The sequence below is a fragment of the Drancourtella sp. An57 genome, assembly GCF_002161525.1.
Taxonomy (GTDB): Bacteria; Bacillota; Clostridia; order Lachnospirales; family Lachnospiraceae; genus Sellimonas; species Sellimonas catena.
Window position 1 is genome coordinate 53,187 of the sequence record NZ_NFHY01000010.1, and the last position, 24,869, is coordinate 78,055.

General features: G+C 45.2%; 27 protein-coding genes and 2 pseudogenes. 27 read left to right on the top strand and 2 right to left on the bottom strand.

What is annotated here, in order from left to right; all coding sequences use genetic code 11:
* Positions 1 to 203 precede the first annotated feature (203 nt).
* The 12 genes and pseudogenes from argF (at position 204) to B5G11_RS09740 (ending at position 8,808) form a co-directional block, all read left to right on the top strand.
* Positions 204 to 1,142 (top strand): ornithine carbamoyltransferase, encoded by a 939-nt coding sequence (argF, locus tag B5G11_RS17000; RefSeq protein ID WP_330677447.1) that lies wholly within the window; start codon positions 204 to 206, stop codon positions 1,140 to 1,142.
* Positions 1,143 to 1,329: 187 nt separating this feature from the next.
* Complete coding sequence (locus tag B5G11_RS09695) at positions 1,330 to 2,124, top strand: biotin--[acetyl-CoA-carboxylase] ligase (RefSeq protein WP_087253161.1); 795 nt, start codon at positions 1,330 to 1,332, stop codon at positions 2,122 to 2,124.
* A 27-nt stretch (positions 2,125 to 2,151) separates the two neighbouring features.
* Entirely contained in the window at positions 2,152 to 2,511 is a 360-nt protein-coding gene (locus tag B5G11_RS09700; protein ID WP_087169183.1) for a DUF6145 family protein, read from the top strand.
* Positions 2,508 to 3,470 (top strand): tRNA dihydrouridine synthase DusB, encoded by a 963-nt coding sequence (gene dusB, locus B5G11_RS09705; RefSeq protein ID WP_087253163.1) that lies wholly within the window; start codon positions 2,508 to 2,510, stop codon positions 3,468 to 3,470. Before B5G11_RS09700 ends, dusB begins: the two co-directional genes overlap by 4 nt.
* Before the next feature lie 172 nt (positions 3,471 to 3,642).
* On the top strand, positions 3,643 to 4,125 hold the full coding sequence (gene greA, locus B5G11_RS09710; RefSeq protein ID WP_087253165.1) for a transcription elongation factor GreA: 483 nt from the start codon (positions 3,643 to 3,645) through the stop codon (positions 4,123 to 4,125).
* Between the two features lie 52 nt (positions 4,126 to 4,177).
* Positions 4,178 to 6,097, top strand: coding sequence for a lysine--tRNA ligase (gene lysS, locus B5G11_RS09715; RefSeq protein ID WP_087253167.1), 1,920 nt, complete (start codon positions 4,178 to 4,180; stop codon positions 6,095 to 6,097).
* A 239-nt stretch (positions 6,098 to 6,336) separates the two neighbouring features.
* Positions 6,337 to 6,618: a DUF6462 family protein gene (locus B5G11_RS09720; RefSeq protein WP_087253169.1), complete on the top strand. Its 282-nt coding sequence runs from the start codon at positions 6,337 to 6,339 to the stop codon at positions 6,616 to 6,618.
* On the top strand, positions 6,608 to 6,865 hold the full coding sequence (locus B5G11_RS09725) for a DUF6462 family protein (protein WP_087253171.1): 258 nt from the start codon (positions 6,608 to 6,610) through the stop codon (positions 6,863 to 6,865). The genes B5G11_RS09720 and B5G11_RS09725 overlap by 11 nt, the downstream gene beginning before the upstream one ends.
* Positions 6,844 to 7,395: pseudogene (locus B5G11_RS17005) on the top strand (SpaA isopeptide-forming pilin-related protein); the annotation flags it as partial. The gene B5G11_RS09725 and the pseudogene B5G11_RS17005, both read left to right, overlap by 22 nt.
* Before the next feature lie 111 nt (positions 7,396 to 7,506).
* A pseudogene (locus B5G11_RS17010) lies at positions 7,507 to 7,878 on the top strand (prealbumin-like fold domain-containing protein); the annotation flags it as partial.
* Positions 7,879 to 7,994: 116 nt separating this feature from the next.
* Complete coding sequence (locus tag B5G11_RS09735) at positions 7,995 to 8,372, top strand: hypothetical protein (RefSeq protein WP_158099252.1); 378 nt, start codon at positions 7,995 to 7,997, stop codon at positions 8,370 to 8,372.
* Positions 8,373 to 8,562: 190 nt separating this feature from the next.
* Entirely contained in the window at positions 8,563 to 8,808 is a 246-nt protein-coding gene (locus B5G11_RS09740) for a hypothetical protein (RefSeq protein WP_087253177.1), read from the top strand.
* A gap of 129 nt (positions 8,809 to 8,937) precedes the next feature.
* Here the strand turns inward: B5G11_RS09740 and B5G11_RS09745 are convergent, their stop codons facing one another.
* Positions 8,938 to 9,963 carry a LacI family DNA-binding transcriptional regulator gene (locus tag B5G11_RS09745; protein WP_087253181.1) on the bottom strand — a complete coding sequence of 342 codons (1,026 nt, stop codon included), beginning with the start codon at positions 9,961 to 9,963 and terminating at the stop codon, positions 8,938 to 8,940.
* Between the two features lie 293 nt (positions 9,964 to 10,256).
* Here B5G11_RS09745 and B5G11_RS09750 point away from each other — a divergent pair, with 293 nt between their 5' ends.
* The 8 genes from B5G11_RS09750 (at position 10,257) to B5G11_RS09785 (ending at position 18,700) form a co-directional block, all read left to right on the top strand.
* Entirely contained in the window at positions 10,257 to 11,201 is a 945-nt protein-coding gene (locus B5G11_RS09750) for an ABC transporter permease subunit (RefSeq protein ID WP_087253183.1), read from the top strand.
* Between the two features lie 9 nt (positions 11,202 to 11,210).
* On the top strand, positions 11,211 to 12,113 hold the full coding sequence (locus B5G11_RS09755) for a carbohydrate ABC transporter permease (RefSeq protein ID WP_343215497.1): 903 nt from the start codon (positions 11,211 to 11,213) through the stop codon (positions 12,111 to 12,113).
* Positions 12,114 to 12,127: 14 nt separating this feature from the next.
* Positions 12,128 to 13,837 (top strand): extracellular solute-binding protein, encoded by a 1,710-nt coding sequence (locus B5G11_RS09760; RefSeq protein WP_087253187.1) that lies wholly within the window; start codon positions 12,128 to 12,130, stop codon positions 13,835 to 13,837.
* A gap of 22 nt (positions 13,838 to 13,859) precedes the next feature.
* A complete protein-coding gene (locus tag B5G11_RS09765) occupies positions 13,860 to 15,344 on the top strand; it encodes a glycoside hydrolase family 32 protein (RefSeq protein ID WP_087253190.1) in 1,485 nt (494 codons plus the stop codon).
* A gap of 189 nt (positions 15,345 to 15,533) precedes the next feature.
* Positions 15,534 to 15,962 carry a MarR family transcriptional regulator gene (locus B5G11_RS09770; RefSeq protein WP_087253192.1) on the top strand — a complete coding sequence of 143 codons (429 nt, stop codon included), beginning with the start codon at positions 15,534 to 15,536 and terminating at the stop codon, positions 15,960 to 15,962.
* A gap of 68 nt (positions 15,963 to 16,030) precedes the next feature.
* The gene (locus B5G11_RS09775) at positions 16,031 to 16,264 is read left to right on the top strand and encodes a hypothetical protein (RefSeq protein WP_343215498.1); all 234 of its coding nucleotides are present in this window, start codon (positions 16,031 to 16,033) and stop codon (positions 16,262 to 16,264) included.
* Between the two features lie 81 nt (positions 16,265 to 16,345).
* Positions 16,346 to 16,789 (top strand): IS66 family insertion sequence element accessory protein TnpB, encoded by a 444-nt coding sequence (gene tnpB, locus B5G11_RS09780; RefSeq protein ID WP_087253194.1) that lies wholly within the window; start codon positions 16,346 to 16,348, stop codon positions 16,787 to 16,789.
* A gap of 288 nt (positions 16,790 to 17,077) precedes the next feature.
* Positions 17,078 to 18,700 (top strand): IS66 family transposase, encoded by a 1,623-nt coding sequence (locus B5G11_RS09785; RefSeq protein ID WP_087253197.1) that lies wholly within the window; start codon positions 17,078 to 17,080, stop codon positions 18,698 to 18,700.
* Between the two features lie 48 nt (positions 18,701 to 18,748).
* On the opposite strand, the gene B5G11_RS09790 is transcribed toward B5G11_RS09785, so the two are convergent.
* On the bottom strand, positions 18,749 to 19,648 hold the full coding sequence (locus tag B5G11_RS09790; protein ID WP_242959023.1) for a transposase: 900 nt from the start codon (positions 19,646 to 19,648) through the stop codon (positions 18,749 to 18,751).
* A gap of 71 nt (positions 19,649 to 19,719) precedes the next feature.
* Between B5G11_RS09790 and B5G11_RS09795 the strand changes: the two genes are divergently transcribed.
* The 7 genes from B5G11_RS09795 (at position 19,720) to B5G11_RS09825 (ending at position 24,826) form a co-directional block, all read left to right on the top strand.
* Entirely contained in the window at positions 19,720 to 20,148 is a 429-nt protein-coding gene (locus B5G11_RS09795) for a Mov34/MPN/PAD-1 family protein (protein ID WP_087253198.1), read from the top strand.
* Positions 20,132 to 20,995 carry a hypothetical protein gene (locus B5G11_RS09800; RefSeq protein ID WP_087253200.1) on the top strand — a complete coding sequence of 288 codons (864 nt, stop codon included), beginning with the start codon at positions 20,132 to 20,134 and terminating at the stop codon, positions 20,993 to 20,995. The genes B5G11_RS09795 and B5G11_RS09800 overlap by 17 nt, the downstream gene beginning before the upstream one ends.
* A gap of 81 nt (positions 20,996 to 21,076) precedes the next feature.
* On the top strand, positions 21,077 to 22,402 hold the full coding sequence (locus B5G11_RS09805; protein WP_255396425.1) for a winged helix-turn-helix transcriptional regulator: 1,326 nt from the start codon (positions 21,077 to 21,079) through the stop codon (positions 22,400 to 22,402).
* A 326-nt stretch (positions 22,403 to 22,728) separates the two neighbouring features.
* Positions 22,729 to 22,923 (top strand): hypothetical protein, encoded by a 195-nt coding sequence (locus B5G11_RS09810; protein WP_087253204.1) that lies wholly within the window; start codon positions 22,729 to 22,731, stop codon positions 22,921 to 22,923.
* Positions 22,924 to 23,069: 146 nt separating this feature from the next.
* On the top strand, positions 23,070 to 23,279 hold the full coding sequence (locus B5G11_RS09815; RefSeq protein ID WP_087175153.1) for a DUF6462 family protein: 210 nt from the start codon (positions 23,070 to 23,072) through the stop codon (positions 23,277 to 23,279).
* Positions 23,280 to 23,379: 100 nt separating this feature from the next.
* Positions 23,380 to 23,550: a hypothetical protein gene (locus tag B5G11_RS16525; protein ID WP_204229597.1), complete on the top strand. Its 171-nt coding sequence runs from the start codon at positions 23,380 to 23,382 to the stop codon at positions 23,548 to 23,550.
* A gap of 40 nt (positions 23,551 to 23,590) precedes the next feature.
* Positions 23,591 to 24,826, top strand: a complete 1,236-nt coding sequence (locus B5G11_RS09825; protein ID WP_087253208.1) for a tyrosine-type recombinase/integrase — start codon at positions 23,591 to 23,593, stop codon at positions 24,824 to 24,826.
* Positions 24,827 to 24,869: the final 43 nt, after the last annotated feature.

Genomic DNA, 24,869 nt, shown 5'->3' on the forward strand with positions numbered 1-24,869 from the left:
AAGTTCCGCTGGGAGCGACAGATGAGACCTTGTATCTGTCCATGCTGGAAGCAAGCGCAAAATATTTCCGGATCCCCAAATATCAGATTTATACAGAAGATGAACTCGCGGCACTTGTGCATATGAAATATGAGAAGATGAAAGGAGAACCCGGATTACCGGGATTTATCCATATATTGGCAGGAATCAGGGAGGAGAAGAACATGAATTTAAAAGGAAGAAGCTTTTTAACATTGAAAGATTTCACGCCGGATGAGATCCGTTATCTCGTAAACCTGGCGGCAGAACTGAAGGAAAAAAAGAAAAAAGGAATCCGGGGCCATGCGCTGGAAGGAAAGAATATTGCACTGATTTTCGAAAAACCGTCCACCAGAACAAGATGCGCCTTTACGGTAGCTGCAAATGACGAAGGAGGATTTCCTACCTATTTAAGCGGCAATGAAATTCAGCTCGGACATAAAGAAAGCGTGGAGGATACAGCACGGGTACTCGGAAGAATGTTTGACGGAATCGAATTCCGGGGCTTCCGGCACTCCCACGTAGAACTGCTGGCAAAATACAGCGGAGTCCCGGTATGGAACGGGCTGACCGATGATTACCATCCGACCCAGGTACTCGCCGATCTTCTCACCATCCAGGAACATTTCCAGTACTTTGAAGGTCTGAAATTCGTTTATATCGGCGATGGAAGAAACAATATGGCAAACAGCCTCATGATCGGCTGCGCCAAAGTCGGAATCGACTTCGTGCTGATCGCACCGTCCGAACTGTGGCCGATGCGCTCCCTCGTCCGCACATGCCAGGAATATGCCGACGCCTCCGGATCCACCATCACCATCTCCGATAACACAAACGACGTCGAAGGCGCTGACATCATTTACACGGACGTATGGATCTCCATGGGCGAAGAAGAAAAAACAGACGAAAGAAAAGCACTCCTCCACAAGTACCAGGTTAACAGAAAACTGATGGAAAAGACACAAAAAGACACAACTATATTTATGCACTGTCTGCCAGCGGTCAAAGGATACGAAGTCACAGAAGACGTATTCGAAAGCCCGGCATCCGTCGTATTCGACGAAGCAGAAAACAGACTCCACACCATCAAAGCCGTGATGGTAGCAACACTCGGAGAAGAATAAATATTGAATACGGTGTATATTTTTATCATTGGGGACGGGTTCCGATGCATCGGAACCCGTCCCCAATGAAAATTTTCAGAATCGTTTATGGATTTGCGTTTTGTGAAAGGTGTGTTATAATTCATCAGGAAAGTATCAGATTCAGAGCGGAAAAAAGAATAGTTCTGAGTGAAGGAGTGGCTTGGTTATGCGCGGACAGGAGATTATATCCCGGCTTCGGACGGGATGGATGGGCCGGGAGATCCGGGTTTTGGACGAAGCGGATTCGACGAATCTGAGAGTGAAGGCGGCAGCCGGTGAGGGCGCGAGTGCGGGTCTGGTGATTCTGGCGGAGCAGCAGACGGACGGCCGCGGCCGGAGGGGCCGGGCCTGGCAGTCACCTGGGGGTGAGAATATTTATATGACGGTGCTTCTGCGCCCGGACTTTGAGCCGGAGAAGGCGCCGATGCTGACGCTTCTTGCGGCCTGTGCGGCGGCGCGGGCAGTGTACCAGCCCGGCGAGAAGAGGCCTCAGATCAAGTGGCCGAATGACCTGGTTATGGATGGAAAGAAGATCTGCGGGATTCTAACCGAGATGGGGATGAAAGGTGTAAGCACGGAATATGTGATCGTCGGGATCGGAATCAACTGTAATCAGACGGAGTTCCCGGAGGAGATCCGGCAGAAAGCGACTTCGTTGAAATGTGAGTACGGCCATGAGGTCTGCCGGGAAGAGATCGTTGCACGTTTTTTGCAGGAGTTTGAGAGCCTGTACGAAGAGTTCGCAAGAAGAAAGTCGCTGGAGTTTATCCAGGATGAGTATGAGACCCTTCTTGTCAATGAAGGAAAGCGTGTCTGCGTGCTGGAGCCGGGAAAGGAATGGACCGGAGTGGCTGCGGGGATCACGGAGACGGGTGAGCTGATCGTGAAAAAGGACAGTGGGGAGATCTGTGAGATTTCATCCGGGGAAGTGTCTGTCCGCGGCGTGTACGGCTATGTATAGAAAATAAAATGTCAGGAGAAAAGCAGGATGTACGAAGAAAAAGTAGTATTGTGCGGTGCAAATTCATATGAAGAAAAATATTATCTGAATCCGGATTTTGATAATCTTCCGGATCATATCAAGGACGAACTGAAGATTATGTGTGTTCTCTATGTCCACGATGTCGGCGGAATTCTTACGCTTGTATACGAAGAGGATGGTTCCCTTTGCTTTGAAGTTACGTCAGAAGAGGGAGATCCGATGTTTGACGATATCGGAAGCGCCCTGAAAATCAAGGAACTTCAGAGAACAAAGGAGGAGCTGCTTCAGTCACTTCAGCTCTATTACAGAGTCTTCTTCATGGGAGAAGATCTGGAAGAGCAGGAGGATCAGGAAGAAAACGTATGAAAACATTAACCATTGGAAACGTAGAACTGGCAAACCGCTACATTCTGGCGCCGATGGCGGGGGTGACGGATCTTCCCTTCCGCCTTCTGTGCAGGGAAATGGGAGCGGGCCTTCTCTGTATGGAGATGGTCAGCGCGAAAGCTATTTTATATGGAAATAAAAATACGAAAAGCCTTCTGGAAATTCATCCGGAAGAGCCGCCGGTATCGCTGCAGCTTTTTGGATCGGATCCGGATATCATGAGTGAAATCGCAAAGAGGATCGAGGAGCTTCCGTTTGCGTTTCTGGATATCAATATGGGATGTCCGGTGCCGAAAATTGTGAAGAACGGTGAAGGCTCCGCTTTGATGCAGAACCCGAAACTGGTGCATGAGATTGTATCGAAAGTTTCCCGGGCAATTAAAAAACCGCTGACGGTGAAAATCCGGAAGGGCTTTGATGATGACCATGTCAACGCAGTAGAAATCGCGAAAATCATCGAAGATGCCGGTGGCGCCGCAGTGGCTGTGCACGGACGGACGAGGGAACAGTATTATTCCGGACATGCGGACTGGGAGATTATCCGCAAAGTGAAAGAGGCGGTATCCATTCCGGTGATCGGAAACGGAGACGTGGCTTCCGGGAAAGATGCCGAGAGGATGTTTCAGGAAACCGGCTGCGATGGCATCATGATCGGTCGTGCCGCCCAGGGAAATCCGTGGATCTTTCGCGATCTGATTACCTATGAGGAGACCGGAGAAGAGACGGCAAAGCGGACGGCGGATGAGGTACGGGAGATGATGCTGCGTCATGCGAAACTTCAGATCCGCTACAAAGGAGACTACACGGCAATCCGGGAAATGCGGAAGCATGTGGCGTGGTATACATCCGGATTTCCGAATTCCGCAAAGCTGCGGGATGAGATCAATCATGCCGAAAGTTATGAGGAACTGGAAGCACTTTTAAATGACCGTCTGTAGGGCCTGGAAACGCCTGGGAAATAGTGAGGAAAGTGCAAGGAATCCCGCAGAAATCTTGACATGCCGGGATGCGTTATGTATAATATTGAAATTACGGAAGTAGAATATTCCATACCATTTTGCAGCAGATCCGGCTGCGTACTAGTTCATTTATGTAAGGAAGGTAAACAAGATGGAAGAAAAGAAAACAATATTGACTTATGCGGGCTTGAAAGCTTTGGAAGATGAACTTGAAAATTTAAGGGTCGTAAAGCGGAAAGAAGTTGCCGAGAAGATCAAAGAGGCAAGAGAGCAGGGCGACTTGTCAGAGAACGCAGAATACGATGCAGCAAAAGATGAACAAAGAGATATTGAAGCCCGGATCGATGAACTCGAAAAAATCCTCAAAAATGTTGAGGTTGTTGTAGAAGAAGAAGTAGATCTGGAAAAGATCAACGTTGGATGTACAGTACTGGTACATGACGACGAATTTGATGAAGAGATTGAATTCAAAATCGTAGGTTCCACAGAGGCAAACAGCCTTCAGGGCAAAATTTCCAACGAGTCTCCGGTAGGCCAGGCTCTGATGGGAAAGAAGGTCGGAGATGTTGTAGATGTTGAGACACCGGCCGGAAATATCAGATATACAGTATTAAAGATTGAGCGTTCTATCTAACCGTACGGTACGGGAGAACATATCTGTCTGACAGAAAAAAGGAGTGAAAAAAGTGGCAGGACAGCAGAATAATGCGCAGGATCAGGATCTGAATCAGCTTAGAAAGGTGCGCCGTGAGAAACTGGCGGAGCTTCAGGCAAGAGGAGATGACCCGTTTCTGATTACAAAATATGATGTGACACATCACAGCCAGGAAATCAAGGATCATTTTGAGGAACTGGAAAATAAAGAAGTTTCCGTAGCGGGACGTATCATGCAGAAACGTGTGATGGGAAAAGCGTCCTTCTGCAACATTCAGGATTTAGAAGGAAACATTCAGTCTTACGTTGCGAGAGACAATATCGGTGAAGACCACTATAAAGATTTTAAGAAGTTTGATATTGGAGATATTGTAGGAATCAGGGGAACTGTCTTCAAGACAAAGACAGGAGAGATCTCGATTCACGCAGAAAGTGTACAGCTGCTTTCAAAGAGTCTGCAGGTTCTTCCGGAGAAATTCCATGGCCTGACAGATACAGATACAAGATACAGACAGAGATATGTGGATCTGATCATGAACCGCGAGGTAAAAGATACATTTATCAAACGTTCCAAAATTTTGAGTAGCATCCGGAAATACCTGGATTCTCAGGGATTCCTGGAAGTTGAGACTCCGATGCTTGTGGCAAACGCAGGCGGAGCAGCAGCAAGACCGTTTGAGACACATTTTAACGCACTGGACGAAGACTTCAAGCTTCGTATTTCTCTGGAGCTTTATCTGAAACGTCTGATCGTCGGCGGAATGGAACGTGTTTATGAGATCGGACGAGTATTCCGGAACGAGGGTCTGGACACCCGCCACAATCCGGAATTTACTCTGATGGAGCTCTACCAGGCATATACCGATTATAACGGTATGATGGATCTGACAGAGAACCTGTACCGCCATGTGGCACAGGATGTACTTGGAACAACAAAGATCGTTTACAACGGAGTTGAGATGGATCTCGGCAAGCCGTTTGAGCGTATCACCATGGTAGACGCCGTTAAGAAATACGCAGGTGTAGACTGGAACGAAGTAAAGACATTAAAGCAGGCAAGAGAGCTTGCAAAAGAACATCATGTAGAATATGAGGAGCGCCATAAGAAAGGTGACATCCTCTCCCTCTTCTTCGAGGAATTCGCAGAAGAGCACCTGATCCAGCCGACTTTTGTCATGGATCACCCGATTGAGATTTCTCCACTTACAAAGAAGAAACCGGGAAATCCGGACTATGTAGAGCGTTTTGAGTTCTTTATGAACGGCTGGGAGATGGCAAATGCCTACTCCGAGCTGAATGACCCGATCGATCAGAGAGAGCGGTTCAAAGCACAGGAAGAGCTTCTGGCACAGGGAGATGAAGAGGCCAACACAACAGACGAAGATTTCCTCAACGCACTGGAAATCGGTATGCCTCCGACAGGTGGTATCGGATTTGGAATCGACAGAATGTGTATGCTTCTCACCAATTCCGCAGCCATCCGTGATGTATTGCTCTTCCCGACAATGAAGAGCATCGGCGGATCTGACAGCAAGAAAACGGACAAGAAAGAGGAGTCCGAGCCGGCTGTGAAGATCGATCTCTCCAAGGTGAAAGTCGAGCCGTTGTTTGAGGATGCCGTTGATTTTGACACCTTCAGCAAGTCCGATTTCCGGGTTGTAAAGGTAGAGGCATGTGAGGCAGTTCCGAAGAGTAAGAAGCTCCTGAAGTTCACACTGAACGACGGAACAGAACGGAAACGTACGATTTTAAGCGGAATTCACGAGTATTACGAGCCGGAAGAGCTGGTCGGAAAGACCTGTGTGGCGATCACGAATCTGCCGCCGAGGAAGATGATGGGTATCGACTCCGAGGGTATGCTGATCAGTGCGGTGTACGAGTACGACGGACACGAAGGACTGAATCTGCTGATGCTGGATGACAGTATCCCGGCAGGAGCGAAGCTCTACTAAGGATAAGAAATGACCTTCAGATTTGACAGCAAAAATTCATTTTGACAACATTTTGACAACAAATTCAAAGGGAATCACGAATTATCATGAAGCGTGGTGAAGAGTTGTCATTCTTGAATTGTATCGGGAAACCGATTATTCGAGCACTTTTTGAAAGAAAAACTTTCGAAGAGTGCTCTTTTTTTATTCCTCACGTATAAACAGCAGTAGTGGCCGAATCAAAGAAGGGAGACTGTTTTATGAGAACAGAAGATATGTACTATAACGAGCAGAAACGCAGTGAAGTTATGGAGGCGGCCCGGAGACTTAGAAGAAAATTTCTCCGGTATCAGCAGGCAGAGATTGTATACAGTCTGTCTCATAAGAAATTAATGGAATTAGCCAATGCCGCAGGAGCAATTTACAGAATGGATGGAATCGTGTTGATTAATCGAGATATATTTGATGAATACCTTGAAAGATTTCATGAAACAAAAGATGCTTTTCCTATGGAAGAAGAGGAGGATAAGTATGCACAGTAAAGTATGGATGTTTTCACATCTGATCGATGATGAGGATCTGGCGTTCCTGCAGAGGGAATTTGTCAGTTACCAGCAGGCAATGGACTACTACGGATTGGGTTATAAACCAATTGTCAGGCTGTCTCATATATCGGGATCTGTTTATAAGATTGGAAAAAAGGTATTGATCCGGCGAAGCATTTTTGAAGAATATCTGAGAAATTATGTGAAAAGGGGGACTGAAGAATGGGAAGAGTTATTGCCGTAGCAAATCAGAAGGGCGGAGTCGCTAAAACAACAACAGCGGTAAATTTAGGAATTGGACTTGCAAGAGAAGGGAAAAGTGTGCTGCTTGTTGATACAGATCCCCAGGGGAGCCTCACAGCCAGCCTTCCTTATGGTACATACCTAGTCCGTGAGACAACCACACCCCATAACTATAAGCCGGTGGATGATTTCATCGTCCGGATCACCGAGCATCATCCCAACACGCCCCAGGTGTGGCGGGTGCTTCTGGATGAGGAATTTGAGGCGAAGCTGAAAATTATCAAGCAGGATGATGAGACGAAAAAGCCGGTGCTTCATAAAGGCACTGAGTTCCGGATCTATGATCTGAATAACAAAGAATACGTTGAACAGGTAACGACTTATCCTACGACCACGGTTCACAAGACATTTTTTACCGACGAGGAAGGCTACCTGATCCTGCCCCAGAACCTGAAGATCGGGCATTACCGGATTGAGGAAGTCACAGCGCCTTACGGCTATACGCTGAATGAGAATTATTTTGAGATTGCAGTGGATTCCGATACTGCTTACCAGATCGACCCGGTGTCCGGGGATGTGGTGATCGAAGCAGTCTATGAGAACCATCCGGTAAAAGGAAAACTGAAAATCGTAAAACAGGGCGAAGTACTGGACGGTTTCAGCAAGGATTTTGTCTATGAAGTGGAGAATCTGGCGGGCGCAGTCTTTGAGGTGTACGCTGCGGATGATATTTATACCGCTGACTTCCAAAAGGACGCAGAGGGGAACCGCATCCTGGAGTACGCTGCCGGCGAGCTGGTAGGAATGGTGACTACGGATGAAAACGGGGAGGCATATCTTTCTGATCTTCCTCTTGGCAGTTACAAGGTTGTGGAAGTTACCGCCCCAGAAGGCTTTGTGCTGAACGGGGAAGCGCAGACAGTGGCTTTTACTTACAAAGATCAGGAGACGCCTGTGATTGAACAGGAAGCTGTTTTCCAGAATGAACGCCAGAAGGTGGAAGTTTGCCGGTGAAACCGGAAGAGATAATAACAGAGGATTCTAATTCGGGGTTTGAATTTTTTAAAGCGGTAGGGAAAGAAAATGGTATCAATTGCGAATGCGCCGGAGGGAAATCTAACATTTTTCATATGCTGGAGCAGACGGAAGAGAAAAAGATCTGCGTTATAGCAGACGGGGCAGCGATCGGACCAGAGGTGGACCGCCTTTATCAATATGCTTCCCGGAGGGATAATATATATCTGTATTTTCCAGAATCCTTTGAATGGCTTATCCTGAGTTCCGGATTGATTGAAGGGAAAGAACTTCAGGATATATTAGAGAATCCGGAAGTCTATATTGACAGTAGAACGTATTTTAGCTGGGAAAGATTTTTCTCACATCTTTTGACAGAAAAGACCAGGGATACCTATCTGCAATACAGCAAGTCAAAATTGAACGAAGTTTATCTGCATGAAAAGAACCGGGAAATGATCTTAAAAGTGATAAAAGGAATAGAATGGAAATAACAGTGTAAAAGGATGTCGCGGGTTCATCTTACAAGATGGATCTGCGGCATTTAATTAAATAGTGAAAAAATAGTGTAATTTTAGTGGAAATCCTACCCGTTTTTAGATACAATATTTTTAACGAAACGGGGTGATACATTGATAAAAGTAACTCTTACAAACGAGATATTAAGACGAATAGCAGAAATCGATGAGAACCGTTTTTTTTCTCGGTACGATGAAACTTCCTTCTGTTAAAAAACAGGATCAGGAAGAATTCCAAGAAAAAGAGTTCCTGGCGTTTTTGTTAAAGAAGGGACTCTATGAATTTACACCGATCGATGTAAGCAGAATGATCGGAGTGACAAACAAAACAGTGATCAACAGATGTCGATCTTATCGGTTAAGTGACTTTTCAAGAGCAAATGAAAAAAAGATTCTGAGAGAAATATCGTAGCTGAAAAGTTGCCCGGTGTTTGACTTATTCCGGGAGCATGAAACGAAGCGGGAATTATTAGCTGGAATAGCTGAATAATTACCCGCTTATTTCTGTTTCTATTCTTTATCAGTTTCTATCTTATCTTGGCTAAATCATTGCAGATTCACGATATTTGGCATTTGTCCGTACATACATGATGCGATATGGAGTCTCTGGTTCGCGGATGCGTGAGAGCAGCAGATCGGCCGCAATGTACCCCATTTTTGAACTCGGAATATCGATCGTAGTCAGATGGGGTTCGATGATCCGTGATTCGGCGGAATTATCGAAGCCGGTGATGAATATATCTTCCGGCACCCGGACCCCCTGCCTGCGCAGTGCACGGATCAGATCAATGGCGATGAAATCGTTGGCACAGATAAATACTTCAGGCAGTTTTAATGTGCGTTTTAGTGTCTCGTCCAGAAGGGCGGCTTCTGCGAAGACATTGGTATCTGTGAACTGTGTTGTACACGGTGTAAGACCGTTTTCCGTCATGGCGTCTGTGAATCCCTGCCATCTTTCGAAGAAAGAACGGCAGTGTCTGCGGTCGCCGGCGAAAGCAAGCCGTGTAAGCCCTTTCTGGATCAGAGCGTCTGTCATGTTGTACACGCTGATCCGGTTTTCCATCATCAGAAAATCAGCATTGATCTGTGTGAAGTCTGTGTCATATGCGGCGTCAATAAACAACAGGGGAATGCCGAGTGAATTCAGCATTTCCATATACTCGGGCTGGAACATCTCCATACAGATGATGCCGGCTGTCTTTTCTCTGTCAAATCCAAGAGGGAGCTGCAGGGTGGCAATCTCTTCTTCGCGGATCGGAAACATGGTGAGCCGGTAGTTGTTCTGGCTGATCTTCTCCTGAAATGTATTGAGTGCATAGGTTCCAAAATGGGAACCGTAGGGCATATTCTGGGAAATCAGCGCCAGTTCGCCGGGAGGAGTATTATGTTCCGGCTGGCCCTGCTGCAGGTATATGAATCTCCGGTATCCCATTTCTGCTGCCCGCGTCAGGATTTTCTGGCGGGTTTCTTCGGCGAGGATACCGGTGTTATTCAGCGCTTTTGAAACTGTATTTCTGGATAAGCCGAGACTGTCTGCAATATCCTGGATCGTAACTTTTTTCTCCATAATACAATACTCCGTTTATATGATACTGTTACATTTAATGTAAATCATTGTGCATGATTTGTCAAATGTAACATCGTAAATAAGCGAAAAATACAATAAAAGATATAATAACACAGAAAGTAAAACAAAATGATGCAAATGCACAATATAAATGTTATGCAAATGTAAAATAGATATTGACATTATGCACAAATAATGGTACTGTAAAAGTAACCTTTAGATAAACCATGCATAAAAATGACCGGTCAAACAATGTGGATGGTGCAAATGTAAAAAAAGGAGGGGGTTACTGAATGAGAGTTCTCCGTAAAAGTAAAACAGCGGTTGTTACTGTAAAGCAGACGCCGCGGGAAAAACTGAAGTATGTAAAGAAGAACTGGCAGCTTTATGTATTCTTTCTGCTTCCGGGACTTCTGCTTACGCTGATCTTCAAGTACGGGCCCATGGGCGGTATTCTGATCGCGTTCGAGGATTACAATGTTATCGAAGGCGTACTCGGAAGTCCGTGGGTGGGACTTGATTATTTCAGACGGTTCCTGTCTTCACCGGATTTCATGAATTATCTGATGAACACATTGAAGCTGAGCGTCTTCGGACTGCTCTGGGGTTTCCCGATTCCGATCATTCTGGCGCTTCTGCTCAATCAGATCCGCCGGGTAGGGATCCGCAAAAAGATCCAGCTTCTGATCTACGCACCGAATTTTATCTCTGTCATCGTTCTCTGTGGTATGGTGCGTATGTTCCTGTCACCGGTTGGCCCGATCAACTCCCTGTTCGGTATTGATACCAACTGGATGACCATGCCGGAGGCATTCCGGACCATTTACATAGCCAGCGGGATCTGGCAGACGGCAGGCTGGGCTTCGATCATGTACACGGCAGCGCTTTCAAATGCCAGCAAAGATCTGGAAGAAGCGGCGATCGTGGACGGCGCGAACGTCCTGCAGCAGATCAGATACGTACAGCTTCCTGCCATCAAGAATATCATCGTAATACAGTTCATCCTGCAGGCAGGTAATATTATGAGCATCGGATTTGAGAAGGCATATGCACTGCAGACAGATATGAACCTGCCGGCTTCCGAGATTCTTTCTACATATGTATACAGACTCGGTCTTCTGAATGGCGACTACGGTTATTCTACGGCAGTGGGATTGTTTAATTCCATCATAAATGTGATCCTGCTGATCTTCGTAAACCAGGTAGTAAAGAAACTGAATGACGGTGAAGGATTATAAAAGGGGGATATGATTATGAAAACGAGAAGAAAAATAAAACTCGGGACATCCGACCGCATAATCCTGGGTGTGGGTTATACACTTCTTGGGCTCTTCGTGCTCGCGGTTTTTGTCCCGCTGGTCTATGTGGTGCTCGCCTCTTTTATGGATCCGAATGTACTGAACAACCAGGGGATCAGTTTTGATTTTAAAGACTGGACGCTGGATGCATATAAACGGGTACTGGAAAATGATATGATCTGGAGAGGATTTGCCAACTCATTCTTCTATTCGGCAGCATTTACCGTGATTTCGGTTTTTATCACACTGCTCGCCGCTTACCCGATGTCCAAGAAGGACTTTGTGGGACGTAAGTTTTTTAACATTATTTTTGTGATCACGATGTTCTTCGGCGGCGGAATGATCCCGACATTCATCCTCGTCAACAACCTGCATATGGTCAATACCGTGTGGGCTATCCTGCTCCCGGGTGCATTTAATGTGTGGAATATGATCCTTGCCAGAACATACTTCCAGTCGATCCCGGCCGAGCTCAGAGAGGCATCCGAACTGGACGGGGCAACCGAGATCCAGCACTTCTTCAAGATCATGCTGCCGGTGTGCAAACCGATCATCGCGGTGCTGGCGCTCTGGTCTTTTGTAGGAATGTGGAACAGCTATTTCGACGCAATGATCTACTTAAACGACGCGGATATGCAGCCGCTGCAGCTTGTCTTAAGATCGATCCTCGTGCAGAATACGCCGCAGCCGGGAATGATCGCGGATATTCAGAGCACGGCGGAGATGGCGAAGGTGGCGGAACTTTTGAAATACGCGACAATTGTTGTATCGAGCCTTCCGCTGCTGATCATGTATCCGTTCTTCCAGAAGTATTTTGACAAAGGAATCATGGTTGGTTCTGTCAAAGGTTAGGAGGCCGAGAAGTGATGAGAAAAAGAATAAAAAGACTGACGGGTCTTGGCCTGTCGCTGATACTGATAATGTCCCTGTTCGGATGCAGCAGTGGAAATGCGCAGGTTGCAGATACAGATCCGGATACGCCGGTGGAAGAAGTAACCTTTCCGCTCGAAGAGACGAAAGAACTTTCGTTTATTACAAGCGCTCCGGCGACGACTACGCAGGAGCCGAATGAGAAACTGATCTTCCAGAGGCTGGAGGAGCAGACTAACGTACATATTGACTGGACATGCTTTGTAGATGACCAGTTTGCCGACAAGAAAAACCTTGCTCTGGCGCAGTTCGGCAATCTTCCGGACGGACTTTTTACGGCGGGTATGAACGATTACGATCTGCTCCGGTATGCGAAGCAGGGCATCATCATACCACTGGAAAACCTGATCGACAAATATATGCCAAATCTTCAGGCTGTGTTTGAGAAATATCCGGAATACAGGACCATGGTCGAAGCGCCGGACGGCCACATTTATTCCTTCCCCTGGATTGAGCAGCTGGGTGAGGGCAAGGAAGCAATCCAGGCTATCGGTGATATCCCGTATATCAATAAGAAGTGGCTGGATTTCCTCGGACTTGAAGTGCCGACTACAACGGAAGAACTGGAGCAGGCGCTCATCGCATTCCGGGACAATGCAGACGCTCTTGAAAAAGAATTCAATATTGAAGGCGATGTGATCCCGATGTCGTTTATCATCAACAACGGCGACCAGGATCCGGCGATTTTGATCAACGGCTTCGGTGAGGGCTATGGAGATACCGGGGATCATTTTGCAGTGACAGATGAAGGCGAGGTAATATATACCACCGTACAGGAAGGGTATAAAGAAGGGATCAAGTGGCTGCACTCTCTGGTAGAGCAGGATCTTGTGGATCCCGAGGCATTTACCCAGGAGTGGTCCTCATATGTTGCGAAAGGAAAGAACCACAGATACGGCCTCTGCTTTACATGGGATATCGCAAATATCGACAACTATGAGGACTACGTGATGATGCCGGCGCTGGCAGGACCGGATGGTCTTGTCAATATTACAAGGCAGAACGGAAGTGAGACAAGCGGCTTTGACCGCGGAAGATGCGTGCTTACGACCAGCTGCCGCGATACGGCGCTGGCAGCAGCGTGGATCGACCAGATGTATGCACCGCTCCAGTCACCGCAGAACAACTGGGGAACCTATGGCGAGAAAGATGCGGATAATATCTTCGAGATGAGTACAAATGCAGAAGGCGGACCGATGCTGAAGCACCTGGACCTGGGCGACGCCTCGCCGGTGGAGGTGCGGCAGGCACAGTCTGTAAACGGACCGCTCGCTGTGCTCAATGATTATTATGATGTGTATGTAACACAGCCGGACGATGCGAAATGGCGTCTTGACAACATGCATGAGGTCTATCTGGATGACATGCATAGTAAATATGTTTATCCGAATGTGTTTATGAGCATTGATGATACGAACCGGGTTTCACAGCTTGATACGGATATCAAGAAATACGCGGAACAGAAGAAAGCGGACTGGATCTTAAACGGCGGGATTGATGAGGAGTGGGACGAGTATCTCCAGAAGATGGAGGACTACGGCTTATCCGAATATCTGCAGATCAAGCAGAAATATTTCGACAGCTATCAGGAATCCCTTGCAGAGCTTGAAGCGGCAGGATCCGCGGACGACGCGTCCGGAAATTAAGAAGGAAAGGAACTGAATCAATATGACAAGTCAGACACTGCGTGAAGCAAGAAAATACGAAGAAGCTTCTGAAAAGATGATAAAGAAAGAGGAGCGGCCGGATTTCCATTTGTCTGCGCGCACTGGCTGGATGAATGATCCGAACGGCTTCTCATACTACAATGGGCAGTATCATATGTTTTATCAGTATTATCCGTATGAAACAAAATGGGGACCAATGCACTGGGGACACGCGGTAAGCAGTGATCTCCTGCACTGGGAATACCTTCCGGCGGCACTTGCACCGGATGATGCTTTTGACCGGGACGGATGTTTCTCCGGGAGCGCGGTAGCGCTTCCGGACGGCAGGCATCTGCTGATGTATACCGGTGTGCTCCGGGAACGGCAGGCAAACGGCGGATATGGAGATATCCAGACGCAGTGTCTTGCCGTAGGCGATGGTGTGGATTATGAAAAGTGTGAGATGAACCCGGTCCTGGATAAAGCGGATCTTCCGGAGGGGAGCAGCGCGCATGATTTCCGGGATCCAAAAATGTGGCAAAAAGAAGACGGCACATACTGCTGCGTGGTCGGAAGCCGGCCAGCAGACGGGAGCGGACAGATATTATTATATACCAGCCCGGATGGATTCAAATGGAAGTTTAAGAGCATTCTGGCATCCAATCATAATCGTTTCGGAAAGATGTGGGAGTGTCCGGATTTCTTCAGACTGGACGGGAAATGGGTGCTGCTGACAAGTCCGCAGGATATGCTGCCGAAAGGATTTGAATACCATAACGGAAACGGAACGCTCTGCCTGATCGGAGAATATGATGAGGAGACAGGAACCTTTACAGAACAGCATGATCAGGCCATTGATTATGGAATTGACTTCTATGCGACTCAGACGATCCTGACACCGGACGGACGTCGGGTGATGATCGGCTGGATGCAGAACTGGGATGCATGTGCGATCCGCTCGCCGGAAGAAAAATGGCTGGGGCAGATGAGCCTTCCGAGAGAGATTTTTATAAAGAACAACAGGCTTTACCAGCGTCCGGTCAGAGAGCTGGAAGGGATGCGGAAGAATAAAACAGAGTACCGCAATGTTGCATTTACCGATGTGATACGGCTGGACGGGATCCGGGGCAGAAGGATCGATCTGGAACTGACCCTCCGCCCCGGCGATTTAGAAAATATGTACCGGAAATTCGCGCTGCGTTTTGCTCAGGATGACACATACCAGACAGCGCTCAGTTTTCGCCCTCATGAATCCGTTCTTAAAATCGACAGAAAATTCTCCGGTTCCCGAAGAGCGATCATCCATCAGCGCCGGTGTCTGGTGAACAGTAAAAACGGTGAACTGAAACTGCGGGTGATCCTTGACAGGTTCAGTGCAGAGGTCTTCATAAACGACGGTGAGCAGGTTATGACGGCGACAATCTATACAGACCAGTCAGCGGAAGCGATTTCCTTTTTCGCAGACGGAGACGTAAATATCGATGTCGTGAAATATGATCTTGTATAGGATACTATATGGCGGAATCGTATCGTCCATTCGTTCCTGCGGACAGAAAACCCCATGTATCCTGGAGAATGAAACGGAGTGGGTAATTACCAGAAGATCAAATGGTAATTACCCGCTTCTTGACATTTACACAAAACGGATGTAAGATAGTCCATAGTATTTAGAGTTCTAATTAAAGGATGGCAGATTATGAATGAGAAAAGTATTATGGAAAAATATGATAAACTGAATCGGAAAATGCAGCGGTATTTTTCCAGCTTTTTTACAGGGACGGCGGTGACCAGCATTCAGGCATTGGTGCTGCAGTATCTTATTGTTGAAACCAAGAAAAGGGATGTTTTTCCGAAGGACCTGGAAGAGTTCCTGGAGATCAAGCCATCTTCTGTTACAAGCCTGATCAGCAATTTAGAGCGTAACGGTTATCTGCGCAGGGAAAGTCTGGCGAAGGACGGACGTTACAAAAAGCTTGTTCTGACAGAGAAAACAATGGAAATGGAAGAGGAAATAGAAAAGTGTATTGACAGTTATATGAAAAATATGTTTCTGGGAATATCAGAAGATGATCTGAAAGTATTTGAAAAAGTGATACTGCAGATGACGGAAAATACGGGCAGGTAATTTTTTTAAACAAATACTTAGAATTCTAAATAATGAAACATTTAACAGCAAAAGGAGGAATTTTAACTATGAATCAGACTACAACAGCCGCAAATCCTCTTGGGTATGAACGGATTGGAAAATTACTGAGGAGTTATGCGATTCCCAGTATCATTTCTTTGATCATCAACTCTCTCTATAATATGGTTGACCAGATTTTTATCGGCCAGGGAGTAGGATTTCTTGGAAACGGAGCTACAAATATCATTGCGCCGATTACAATGATAGCCATTGCGATCGGCTCTTTATTTGGTACACGGTAAATTCTCAGTACCGTGCTAGTTTCCTCGCTCCATGAGATAATAACTCCAGAAAACTACAAGTTTTTTAAAGGAGTTAGTGCCATGGATAAAATCACACATCAGGTCCGTGCAGAGCACTGGGCCAGGATCCTGAATGAATGTCTGAACAGCGGGATGTCAAAGACCGCCTGGTGCCGGGCAAACGGGATCTCTGAGAAACAGTTCTTTTACTGGCAGTGCATCCTGCGCCGGGGCATTGACGGACTGGCATCCATTGTGAAATTCAACTTCCAGCTGGATCCATACGAAAAGGATATCCTCTTCCTGTTCTGCGGTAGACGCAGTGACCGCATTAAAGGGTTGGTCTGGGAAGGGGACGGATTCCTTCTCCTCTACAAAAGGCTGGAGCTTGGCGGTTTCAGCTGGCCCCGTACAAAAGAAGAGGCGCTGGAGATCACGCCGGAACAATACCGGGCGCTGATGCAGGGGCTGGAGATCGTATCCAGGCACCCGATCCAGGAAGTGCAGCCCAGCGATCTCCTGTGATACATTGTGCAAAACGGAGAAATTTAAAAATCTTTTCCGGCCCGCCCTCGCAGATACAGTGGAAGTTATCCACATCCGGGTTTCATACCATTCATTCACTTAAGAGTACTCCACAGCGATCAGCTGCTGTGTGGATAAGTACTCTGAAAAACTGAAAAAACTAGTAGTTTTTTCGGCTTTTCAGAGTGTTTATCCGTTGGTGAGAATGACGGACTCATTTTTCGTCCGGTTCGCTTTTTCTTTTTGTTTGCGGTACAATAGTCCCAGCAAGACAAAGGAGCGCCGAACATGACGAAGATCTACTCACCGGAAGAACTGAATAGTTTCAGCAGGGAAACACTCGTGGCAGTGATCCTGTCCATGCAGGACCAGCTGGCCAGGCTGAATACAAACATGGAACGCCTGATCGAGCAGATCGCGTCTGCAAACAATCACCGTTATGGGCGCTCTTCCGAAAAGCTGGATATGATCGCCGGACAACTGGAACTGGAGCTCATCTTTAACGAAGCGGAAGCTCTGACAGAGACACTTTATGTTGTCGAACCTGCCGAAGAGGATGTGATCCAGGTCACGCGCCGGAAGAAAAAAGGAAAACGCGAGGCAGATCTTAAGGATCTTCCCGTGGAAATCATTCCCCATACCCTTCCGGAAGAAAAGCTGCAGGAGATCTTCGGCGCTGTTGGCTGGAAGCAGCTTCCGGATGAAGTTTATAAAAGAGTCCGGGTACAGCCGGCAGTCTACACAGTTGAAGAGCACCATGTGGCCGTGTATGCCGGAAAGGACAACCAGACGATCGTGAAGGCAGACCGGCCGAAGGAATTGCTCCGAAACAGCATCCTGACCCTCTCCCTGGCTGCAAGCATCCTGAATGCCAAGTATGTCAACGGACTTCCCTTATACCGGATCAGCCAGGAATTCCTGCGGAATGACATCCATATCTCCCGGCAGGTAATGGCAAACTGGGTGATCCAGTGTGCCGACCGGTATCTGGGACCCCTTTATGATTACCTTCATAACAGGATGTACCGCTTCCATGTGCTGCAGGCCGATGAGACTCCGGTCAAGGTATCGAAAGATGGGCGTCCGGCGAATAGCAAGAGTTACATGTGGGTCTACCGGACGGGAAAGGGATATAAGGATACACCCATTATCCTGTATGAATACCAGAAGACCCGGAAAGCAGACCATCCGCTGGAATTCCTGAAAGGATTCACGGGAGTTGTCGTCTGCGACGGATACTCTGCCTACCGGAAGCTGGACCGGGAAACCGAAGCCATCGTCTTCGCAGGGTGCTGGACCCATGCGAGAAGGTATTTCGCCGATGCCCTGAAAGCACTGCCGAAAAAGGAGCATGAAGCAGCCAGGGATACGGTCGCTTATGAAGCAATCAAGCGGATTGGTGCGATCTATCATCTGGATAACCAGCTTGCCGGTCTGAAACCGGATGACCGCAGAAAGCAGCGGCAGATCAACCTCAAACCTCTGGTGGAGGCTTTCTTTGCGTGGGTAAAAGAGATCCAGATTTCCGGCCGTCTCTCTAAAGGGAAAACGCTGGAAGGAATCAACTATTGTATCAATCAGGAAGAGGCATTAAAAGTATTCCTGGATGACGGTGAAGTCCCGCTTGATAACAATGCAACAGAGGGGGCGCTGCGCAGCTTCTGCCTGCACAAACATGCATGGAAACTGATCGACAGTATCGATGGTGCGAAATCCAGTGCGATCGTCTACAGCATTACGGAAACAGCAAAGGCAAATCACCTGAATCCCTTCCGATACCTGGAACACGTCCTGACTGTGATGAAGGATCATCAGAAAGATACGGATTACCGTTTTATGGAAGATCTGCTTCCATGGTTTGAGCAGCTACCGGAAATCTGCCGAAGCAAAACCAAAACAACGAATGTGTAAACCGGCCGCCAGGAAACGGCGGTCAAAAAATATGCTGGTACTCATGATTTACCGTGTACGATTGATTGCCGCTATTATCTTTTGGGTTTCTTTGTTCAGGGAATCGAGACTTGTAAATATGTTTTCTTTTAAGCGCTCGATTAAATGTGTCTCCAAAAAACGGACGTGGTTTTCTATCGTCGGTTTCCCTTTCGGCTTGCGCGGCGGTGGAGGCAGCACAATCGTATTGTAGAAATCCTCCAGATCTGAAAAAGCCGAATTCAGGATCAATTCGTCCTTTGAGTGTTTAGAAATCGCGGTCTTCAGGTTGTCTGGAACAAGATACTTCGGAACAGCCCCATAGTATTCCAGTGCGTGGACAACGCCGGTAATAAAACTTGGCAGCTTCTCGTCAAGGAATACTTCTGCATATACACGGCTGCTGAAGCCAAGTGTCGTAGCAAACACATGAACTTTGTGTATCTCGCCGGTTGCAGGATCCGTCAGCAGTTCAGGCTGGTCGCCGACCCAGTCAATATACATCCGCTCTCCTGGGATTCGTTCGACTGGCATAGATACGGAATCCTGTCCGAAATTTTCTCTCAGAAAATCTCGGTAGAGCTTGTAGAACTGTGACAGTTGATAGCCATTCGGATGCTCTTTTTTGTATTCCAACCACTGGAATGCAAGATCAGGAGTCTCCATCGCCATCATACGCTGATGGATCTGAAAGAAATCTGGCAATTCCTTTTCAGCGCGGCGGAGATTCTCTGGCGGATAGAAAGCCTCCTCGACTTTCTTCGGCGGCATTGCTTTCAACTCCTCCAGGGAAAGCCCCAGTTCATGAAAGCGGTTCATAATAAGTGTTACGGTACTGTTTCCTATGTTGTACCGCTTCTTGGTAGTGCGGTATCCAATACCGCTCTGACGTAATTCAATCACGCCAATGATGGTTGAGTATTTTTGCATTTGGTGCTCCTTTCTCAACTTGTAATGAACGAGTTTCATTGTTCATTATAAAAGAAAGCGCACCGTTTAGAATGGAATCAGCGCACCGCTATTTCAGAATAGGTGCACCGCTAATTCTGGAATGGACGCACCAATCGACTGGAATTTGCAGACATGTTTCTCTTGAGACAGTATCTCATCCTTATATGTTAGATACTAAAAATCGGTTTAGATTTAGCATAAAAGATCCACGCCATATACTCTTTTTAAAAAAAGCAGAGCGTAATAAAAGTTATTATATGGGAGTTTGGCATACACATCCACAGCGGATTCCCAGTCCGTCTAGTATAGATTGGGCAGACTGGACAGACTCGCTAAAAAAAGAAAAAACGGGTTGCGAGTATATATTTTTTATCATTGTGGGCGTAGAAGAATGGCGTGTTTGGATGGGGGATTTGAAAAATGGTATAATTATTGAAATTTTTGAGTGCGAAAAGGGGAAGGATGGTTTATATCTATAGCAAGAGACGGGGGAATGAATATGAAAATAATAAAAAAATAAAGGCAAATTCTGTCCAAATATTAGAAGTGTTGATGTTGATAACAGTAATTTTTTTGCCATATATACTAGATATTCCCTCATGGTTTGAGGACTATTTGAGAGATCATAAACCAGAACCAGAGATAAGCAATTTTCTCCCGTATTATATACTGAAAGCTGGAAATGTGGCGATTTCATTAGGATTATTATTTGCCGTTCTTATAGTAATCCGTAGATACAACAAAGAATTTGTAATGAATAATGATAATGTATATCATGATTATCCGTTTATATGGTATTGGTTTTGTGCAAAGGTGTTGGGAATTAAAAAGTGTAATCTTATTTTAGTGCCGATATATATGCAGTTTAAACTTGTTATTAAAAATATATTTAAAGATTACCCTTTAGATGAAATGGATTTTCCGGTAATTGAAGCTGAGCCAGAGTGCATCATTGAAAAGAAAAATATGAGAGCGGATTTATCGGAGATAAATTTAATTCTTGAGGATACATATGTTATAGAGTCAAACCAAATACCATTTAGAAAGAAATCCCTCCCAACGGTAAAAATCAGCAGAAATACTGATAATAGTCATACTCGTCATTTTAGCCCTAAATTTATAAATTCGGTATCAGAAGAAGTCAGGAAGTTTCTAACTGTGTCTAGAGTAAATATTTATGCAACAACTAATCCTATGAATACGTTGCGAATAGCACGATCAGCGTTTAAAATGGCAGACAGAGGAAATATTGAGCATTTATTTGTTTATCAGCAAAAGAGAGAGGGGTTACGAAAGTTTGAGCAGGAAGGACATAGGATTTACTAGGGGGAGGGCAAGAAGTGATGCTATGTGAACAGGAATAAGATACTGCATTGTTTTTGAGATTAAGAATTGGTATGCTCTTTTTTGAATCGCTTTGGCGGAGACATTTTTATGGGAGTGCTGGATGATGGAACTGTAGTTGGCGTGCCGGAAAAAGCGGCTCCTGATATGGTGAAAAACTTTATCGCTGTAATCAGTAACCCAGCATTATTTTCCCCGACCGTTTATTTGACTCCTGAAGTGATTAAGGATGAGAAGGGACATAGTATCATTCATGTACACATTCCGCCAAGCGCAGAAGTTCACAGTTATAAGAAGGTGGTTTATGACCGTGTGGATGATGCAGATGTAAAAGTGACAGCAACCAGTCAGATTGCAGCAATGTATATTCGTAAACAAAATATCTTTACGGAAAAGAAGATTTATCCTTTTGTTACGATGGCTGATTTGAGATTGGATCTTTTGCCAAGAATTCGTCAAATGGCACTGACCCATGCAGGGGGAAAGCATCCATGGGATCATATGGAAGATCAGGAACTTTTACAAAGTGCAGGCTTGTATGGCATGGATATCAGTACTGGAGAAAAAGGCTACAACCTTGCTGCAATTATGCTGTTGGGGAAAGACCATATTATCCTTAATGCCTGTCCTGCATATGAAACAGATGCTCTGGTCAGAAAGGTCAATGTAGACAGATACGACGACAGGGAAATCATTAGAACAAATTTGATTGAAAGCTTTGATCTTTTGATGGAATTTGCCAGAAAGCATCTTCTTGATAAATTTTTTCTGGAGAATGAGGTTAATGTCAGTTTAAGAAACATTTTAGCTCGGGAGATGATTAGTAATACTTTGATGCATAGAGAGTTTACAAGCACATATGCAGCAAAATTTGTGATTGAAAAAGATAGAATGTATGTGGAAAATGCCAGCCGTGCTTCTAAACAGGGTATCATTACCCCGGAAAATCTGGAGCCAAATCCGAAGAACCCGATTATTTCTTCATTTTTTAGAAATATTGGCAGGGCAGACCGACTTGGTTCCGGTGTAAGAAATCTTTACAAGTACAGTAAATACTATTCAGGGGCTGAGCCAACGTTTATGGAAGGCGATGTTTTTCGTATTATTGTGCCGCTGAATGATGCTTATTCATTTGACTTTGGTCAGAATGGTCGGTCAAACCAATCAAACCAATCAAACCAAACTGGATTGACGGAAGAGGAACAGAAACTTTTGAATTGGATAAAACTAAATCCTGATATGACCAATACACTGATTGCTGAAAGTTTAGATTGGTCAGTGAGTAAGGTGAAATATTATGTTCAAAAATTAAAACGGGCGAACAAGATAAAAAGGGCTGGAACCAGTCGTAAAGGGTATTGGGAAGTTTTTGAGGAGGAAGATAACTAATGGATGCATTTAACTGACCAATTATGTGATTATTAGAATGGCAGCAACTGGATTTTCTCTGATGAAATCAGAATGGGCGGACGAGGGATGAAATATACGGAAATTGTAGGCTGAGAAACGTAAGTATGAAACCAAGATTAGAAAAAAGTATCGAACTTTATAACATCCTCCTTCGCCGGGCTATCTTGAGCCGTTTTGCGATGAGGTATCGAAAAATCTGAATACGGACTGGACGGCACAATGCCTGAACAGATATTTGTCGCATTATCAGAAGCTGAAGATGCTAAATACGGCAGGCAGTTCATAGCGGAAAATGGGAATAGACCATGCCTGCCACCATCTATGGCATCGAGAAATTCTTGGGTAGCAGCTTGATAAAGGGAATAGGGCAAAAGTTTGTGAAGAGGATTGTGCAGCAGTTTGGAACGGACACTATTGCTGTTATTGAAGATGACATAGGCCACCTTTTTGAGGTGGAAGGCATCAGGAAGAAGCGGGTACAGATGGTCCGGGAGAACTGAGAGGAGTTGGAGGAAGTTAAGGGATAATATTTCAAAATAAATTATAATAATTAATTTGGCATCTTGTGAAATAATCCTCTTTCTTATGGAAAAGTGAAGGGAATAGTATTATTCCCTATCTAATCTGTAGAAAGGGGCTTTTATTTATGGGTTTTGCGAGAAAAGATGTTGAAGCAACGAAGCGCTGTGAAAAGAAGTTTGTGAGATATCAGGAAGGCGCTGAAAAATACAGTCTTGGATTGACAAAATTCCAGGCATTAGCAAAAGAGGCTAAGGCGACATATAAAATTGATAAAGTTGTCTTAGTGAACTGTGAGATCTTTGAAAAGTATCTTGAAACATTTAGAGAATATTGATTATTTACAGTGCGAAAAAGGACTCGGATAAGATTGTTGCCTGTTGACATTTTGTCATACAAAAAGTATAATATGATTTATAGGAGGTATGAATGTAGCTATGACTAAGATGGGAAGACCAAAGTCTGAAAACACAAAGAAGAAAGTCTTGAGTATTCGTGTGTCTGACCAGTTATATTCTCAGATGCTTGCATACGCCGAAAAACACAATATGACCACTACAGATGTTGTTTTACGTGGAGTGGAGGCTTTTATCTCTAAGCAGGAATAATCAGTGAGTCCTTCTTTCATATTGGGAGGAGGAAAATAACATGGCAAAGACAAGGAAAGATCTGCGGGGAAGGTCGTTAAGAAAAGGAGAGGTGCAGAGAACGTCAGATAAGCGGTATATGTATACTTATACGGATCCGCTTGGCAGACGAAAATTTATTTATGCAAATGATCTTACACAATTAAGAGAAAAGGAAGAAAAACTGTTAAAGGATCAGTTGGACGGTTTGGACATATATGTGGCCGGGAAGGCTACTCTGAATGAAACCTTTGATCGTTATATCTCTACTAAATATAATTTGAGAGAGTCTACAAGAAGTTCTTATTTATATACTTATGATCACTATGTGAAGGATACTTTTGGATTGAAAAGAATTGCAGAGATAAAATATTCTGATGTTTTGCAGTTTTACTATCATCTTCTTAATCAGCAGGGTATTTCATTAGGAACACTTGATTCAGTGCATTGTTTGCTTCATCCTACATTTCAGTTGGCGGTAAGGGATGAGATTATCAGAAAAAATCCTACAGACGGTGTAATGAAGGAAATAAGCAGAGAGTCAGGGAAAAATAGAGGCGTCAGACATGCGTTGACCATTGAACAGCAGAGATGTTTTATGGAGTATATTGCTAATCATCCGATTTATTATCACTGGTGGCCTATGTTTACTATCTTATTGGGAACAGGCTGCAGGGTTGGGGAAGCCCTTGGATTACGCTGGCAAGACATTGACTTTGAAAATCGGGTAATCAGTATTAATCATAGCCTGGTATATTATCCGACGAATGGAAGTAATAAATGTGTTTTAAGGGTTTCACTTCCGAAAACAGATGCCGGCATCAGAACTATACCGATGTTGGATATCGTAAAAGACGCTTTTGAAATGCTCTATGAAGAACAAAAAGAAAACGGATTCAATGAGACAGAGATTGACGGAATGACGGGCTTTATTTTCTGTAACCGCTTTGGTTCGGTGCCAAATCCGCAGACAGTCAATCACACAATAAAACGTATTGCCAACAACTATAATGCTGATGAAGTGGTGCGGGCAAAAAAAGAACACAGGGATCCGATTATTCTACCTAATTTTTCATGCCATCATTTGCGGCACACTTTTTGCACCAGACTTTGCGAAAACGAAACGAATTTAAAAGTTATCCAGTCCATTATGGGTCACAAGAATATTGAGACTACATTGGACATCTACGCTGAAGCAACAGAAAAGAAGAAACAAGAATCATTCGAGAATTTGGCAGCTAAATTAGATATCTTTTGAGAAGGGCTCACAAATTCGAGAATGACAACAAAAGTTTTGAATG

Bases quoted from the DNA above. Each gene is read 5' to 3' on its own strand.
- argF (WP_330677447.1), top strand. From the start codon at position 204: ATGAATTTAAAAGGAAGAAGCTTTTTAACATTGAAAGATTTCACGCCG.
- B5G11_RS09695 (WP_087253161.1), top strand. From the start codon at position 1,330: ATGCGCGGACAGGAGATTATATCCCGGCTTCGGACGGGATGGATGGGC.
- B5G11_RS09700 (WP_087169183.1), top strand. From the start codon at position 2,152: ATGTACGAAGAAAAAGTAGTATTGTGCGGTGCAAATTCATATGAAGAA.
- dusB (WP_087253163.1), top strand. From the start codon at position 2,508: ATGAAAACATTAACCATTGGAAACGTAGAACTGGCAAACCGCTACATT.
- greA (WP_087253165.1), top strand. From the start codon at position 3,643: ATGGAAGAAAAGAAAACAATATTGACTTATGCGGGCTTGAAAGCTTTG.
- B5G11_RS09720 (WP_087253169.1), top strand. From the start codon at position 6,337: ATGAGAACAGAAGATATGTACTATAACGAGCAGAAACGCAGTGAAGTT.
- B5G11_RS09725 (WP_087253171.1), top strand. From the start codon at position 6,608: ATGCACAGTAAAGTATGGATGTTTTCACATCTGATCGATGATGAGGAT.
- B5G11_RS09735 (WP_158099252.1), top strand. From the start codon at position 7,995: ATGCTGGAGCAGACGGAAGAGAAAAAGATCTGCGTTATAGCAGACGGG.
- B5G11_RS09740 (WP_087253177.1), top strand. From the start codon at position 8,563: ATGAGAACCGTTTTTTTTCTCGGTACGATGAAACTTCCTTCTGTTAAA.
- B5G11_RS09745 (WP_087253181.1), bottom strand. From the start codon at position 9,963: ATGGAGAAAAAAGTTACGATCCAGGATATTGCAGACAGTCTCGGCTTA.
- B5G11_RS09750 (WP_087253183.1), top strand. From the start codon at position 10,257: ATGAGAGTTCTCCGTAAAAGTAAAACAGCGGTTGTTACTGTAAAGCAG.
- B5G11_RS09755 (WP_343215497.1), top strand. From the start codon at position 11,211: ATGATTATGAAAACGAGAAGAAAAATAAAACTCGGGACATCCGACCGC.
- B5G11_RS09760 (WP_087253187.1), top strand. From the start codon at position 12,128: ATGAGAAAAAGAATAAAAAGACTGACGGGTCTTGGCCTGTCGCTGATA.
- B5G11_RS09765 (WP_087253190.1), top strand. From the start codon at position 13,860: ATGACAAGTCAGACACTGCGTGAAGCAAGAAAATACGAAGAAGCTTCT.
- B5G11_RS09770 (WP_087253192.1), top strand. From the start codon at position 15,534: ATGAATGAGAAAAGTATTATGGAAAAATATGATAAACTGAATCGGAAA.
- B5G11_RS09775 (WP_343215498.1), top strand. From the start codon at position 16,031: ATGAATCAGACTACAACAGCCGCAAATCCTCTTGGGTATGAACGGATT.
- tnpB (WP_087253194.1), top strand. From the start codon at position 16,346: ATGGATAAAATCACACATCAGGTCCGTGCAGAGCACTGGGCCAGGATC.
- B5G11_RS09785 (WP_087253197.1), top strand. From the start codon at position 17,078: ATGACGAAGATCTACTCACCGGAAGAACTGAATAGTTTCAGCAGGGAA.
- B5G11_RS09790 (WP_242959023.1), bottom strand. From the start codon at position 19,648: ATGCAAAAATACTCAACCATCATTGGCGTGATTGAATTACGTCAGAGC.
- B5G11_RS09795 (WP_087253198.1), top strand. From the start codon at position 19,720: ATGGAATCAGCGCACCGCTATTTCAGAATAGGTGCACCGCTAATTCTG.
- B5G11_RS09800 (WP_087253200.1), top strand. From the start codon at position 20,132: ATGGTTTATATCTATAGCAAGAGACGGGGGAATGAATATGAAAATAAT.
- B5G11_RS09810 (WP_087253204.1), top strand. From the start codon at position 22,729: ATGCCTGCCACCATCTATGGCATCGAGAAATTCTTGGGTAGCAGCTTG.
- B5G11_RS09815 (WP_087175153.1), top strand. From the start codon at position 23,070: ATGGGTTTTGCGAGAAAAGATGTTGAAGCAACGAAGCGCTGTGAAAAG.
- B5G11_RS16525 (WP_204229597.1), top strand. From the start codon at position 23,380: ATGACTAAGATGGGAAGACCAAAGTCTGAAAACACAAAGAAGAAAGTC.
- B5G11_RS09825 (WP_087253208.1), top strand. From the start codon at position 23,591: ATGGCAAAGACAAGGAAAGATCTGCGGGGAAGGTCGTTAAGAAAAGGA.